The sequence below is a fragment of the Streptomyces roseochromogenus subsp. oscitans DS 12.976 genome, from assembly GCF_000497445.1.
GTDB classification, from domain to species: Bacteria; Actinomycetota; Actinomycetes; order Streptomycetales; family Streptomycetaceae; genus Streptomyces; species Streptomyces oscitans.
Genome location: NZ_CM002285.1, coordinates 2,099,300 through 2,102,140, shown reverse-complemented (window position 1 = coordinate 2,102,140; position 2,841 = coordinate 2,099,300). Strand labels below are relative to the sequence as shown.

Genomic DNA, 2,841 nt, shown 5'->3' with positions numbered 1-2,841 from the left:
CCCGCGGGCGCGCCCGGGCAGCCCGGGGTGCGGAGTGTTTCGGACCCGTCGCGCGCCGGCTTCGCCGGGGAGGTGATCCCGGGTTCGGCTTTGGCCCGCGCTTCACCGAGCGTGTGCGCACGTGTGAAGGTTTCCGCGGAGGCGAAGAACAGCAGCGCGAGCAGGGCGACGGCAAAGGAGGCGAGCACGGTCCGGGCCGTCGTACCTCGGAACATGCGCCCCCCTTCCGGAAGTCCACGCCTCTCGCCCGCGCCAAGCATTGGTCAATGGCTGGTCAAGAAACACATTAACCCTGCAAAGTCCTTTGCAGGGTTAACTACGCGTTACGAGCGCAAGAGAGCGTGAAAAGTGCCGGTCGCGTGGCGTGATCTGGCTCTTGACTAGGGGTCGGTGAGTGACTAGGAGCCCACGAGCCCCTTGGCGTCGCGGGCCAGCGCGGTGAGCCGGGATATCGCGCGGAAGTACTTCTTGCGGTAGCCGCCGTTCAGCATCTCCTCGCTGAACAGCCGGTCGAACGGCAGCCCCGAGGCCAGCACCGGGACCTCGCGGTCGTAGAGCCGGTCCGCGAGTACCACGAGCCTGAGCGCGGTCGACTGGTCCGGCACCGGCCGCACATCGGTGAGGCAGACCGCCCTCAGCCCGTCGGTCAGTGCGCCGTACCGGCTCGGGTGCACCTTGGCCAGGTGCTCCAGCAGATGCGGGAAGTCGTCCAGCGAGGCGCCTTCGGTGGCGTACGCCGCCTTCGTCACCTCTTCATCGGTGAAGGGCTTCGGCGCCTCGGGCAGCCCGCGGTGGCGGTAGTCCTCGCCGTCGATGCGCAGGGTGCGGAAGCGGGCCGACAGCCCCTGTATCTCGCGCAGGAAGTCGGCCGCCGCGAACCGGCCCTCGCCCAGCTTGCCGGGCAGCGTGTTGGAGGTGGCGGCGAGTGCGACGCCCGCCTCGACCAGCTTGCCGAGCAGCGTCGACACCAGGACCGTGTCGCCCGGGTCGTCCAGCTCGAACTCGTCGATGCACAGCAGGCGGTGGCCGGAGAGGGTCTGCACCGTCTGCTGGAAGCCGAGGGCGCCGACCAGGTTCGTCAGCTCCACGAAGGTGCCGAACGCCTTGCGGGCGGGCTCGGCTGGGGTGGCGTGCCACAGGGAGGCGAGCAGGTGGGTCTTTCCGACGCCGTAACCGCCGTCCAGGTAGACCCCGCGCGGGCCGGCCGGGGTCTTGGGTGCCTTGGGTCTGCCGAAGCCGAAGAGGCCGCGCCGGCCGGCGCCGGAGGCGTGTGCGCCGCCGAGCCCGCCCGCGAAGCCCCCGAGGACCCGTACGGCCTCGGTCTGGCTGGGCTGGTTCGGGTCCGGTATGTACGTCGAGAAGCGGACCGAGTCGAAGCGCGGCGGCGGCACCATCTCGGCGACCAGCCGGTCCGCGGGGACACGCGGCTCACGGGCGCACAGGGAGAGGGGGCCCGCGTCGGTCACAGGGCTGGGTCCGGAGGCGGCTATGGAGGACGACACGGTTACCCATGCTAAGCGCCGTGTCACACTGCACGACATGCGACGCCTGTTCCCTGTGACCGACGAAACAGCAGCCCGGGCCTCCGGCGGGGCGCCCGAGGGGGAGGGGGCGAGGGAGGCGGCAGGGACTCGGGTGCCGGATGTGCCCGGGGTGTCCGTTGCCGCCGCGCTCGTCGATCGTGAGTGGAGTCTCGCCGAACTGGCCGCCGCCTACGCCTACCCCGAGCCGGTGCCGGGCGCCCCCAGGCCGTGGCTGCGGGCCAACATGGTCTCCACGCTCGACGGCGCCGCCCAGCACGAGGGGCGCTCCCAGCCCATCTCCAGCGCCGCCGACATGCGGATCTTCGGCACGCTGCGGGCACTCGCGGATGTGATCGTGGTGGGCGCGGAAACGGTACGTCAGGAGGGGTACCGCCCGGCACGCGCGCGTGCCGAGTTCGCTGCGGCCCGCGAGGCCGCCGGACAGGCCCCGGCCCCGGCGATCGCCGTCGTCTCCGCGAGCCTGGAGCTGGACTTCTCGCTCCCGCTGTACACCTCGCCCCTGGTGCCCACGCTGATCCTGACCGGAGCCGCGGCCGCACCCGGCCGGATCGCCGCCGCCGAGAAGGCCGGGGCCACGGTGGTGATCGCCGGTGAGGGCAGGGGCATCGAGCCCGCGCGCGCGGTGCGCGCCCTCGCCGGCCTCGGCCACACCCGGTTGCTCACCGAGGGCGGTCCCCGGCTGCTCGGCCAGCTGATCGCCGCCGGGGTGCTGGACGAGATGTGCCTGACCCTCTCGCCCATGCTCACGGCGGGCGACGCACAGCGCGTCGCCGGGGGACCCTCGGTCGCCGTGCCGCGCCGGTTCGAGCTCGTGTCCCTCCTCGAAGAGGCCGGATTTCTGTTCGGCCGCTACCGTCGCTCCTGAAATCAGCGGAATCTACCGTTCCGTTTAGCTTCCGGAGGGCACACTTAGTCCGGCAGAACTCGTGCGATCACGGGGCAGGATGGTTTCCGCACGGGCCTCGTCAGGGCCCACGGAGGAGAAGAGGCGTTCGGTGTTCACAAGCGTTCTGATGATCGAGAAGGCCTTGACGTCCGCCGACGTGGAGTTCGTCACCACCTTGCACGGGGACGAGCCGGTCACTTTCCACGTGCTCCTCCAGCCGCGCGGCGACCAGGCGGACCGCCTGCTGCGGGCCATCGACGACATCGCGCTCGGCGAACTCGACGAGGCGGTGCGCGAGCGGGAGACCCCGGAGGGGGAGGACGCCAGGAGCGTCGGGCAGCAGGCTCTCGACGTGTCCGTGCAGGCCCTGCGGGCGGCGGGGAGCCGGGCGGAGGGGCGGTTGGTCGAGGA

The 2,841-nt window shown here is 71.5% G+C and carries 2 protein-coding genes and 2 pseudogenes; 2 read left to right on the top strand and 2 right to left on the bottom strand.

Translation table 11 applies throughout. The annotated features are described in order from the left end of the window. Both M878_RS59105 and zapE read right to left on the bottom strand, forming a co-directional pair. Nucleotides 1–215, bottom strand: a pseudogene (locus tag M878_RS59105) (hypothetical protein); the annotation flags it as partial. A 183-nt stretch (nt 216–398) separates the two neighbouring features. Continuing rightward, complete coding sequence (zapE, locus tag M878_RS59100; RefSeq protein WP_031224597.1) at nt 399–1,502, bottom strand: cell division protein ZapE; 1,104 nt, start codon at nt 1,500–1,502, stop codon at nt 399–401. A gap of 37 nt (nt 1,503–1,539) precedes the next feature. On the opposite strand from zapE, the gene M878_RS59095 reads away from it, so the two are divergent. Then, nucleotides 1,540–2,409, top strand: coding sequence for a pyrimidine reductase family protein (locus tag M878_RS59095; protein ID WP_031224596.1), 870 nt, complete (start codon nt 1,540–1,542; stop codon nt 2,407–2,409). A 148-nt stretch (nt 2,410–2,557) separates the two neighbouring features. Further along, nucleotides 2,558–2,841: pseudogene (locus M878_RS59090) on the top strand (indole-3-glycerol phosphate synthase); the annotation flags it as partial.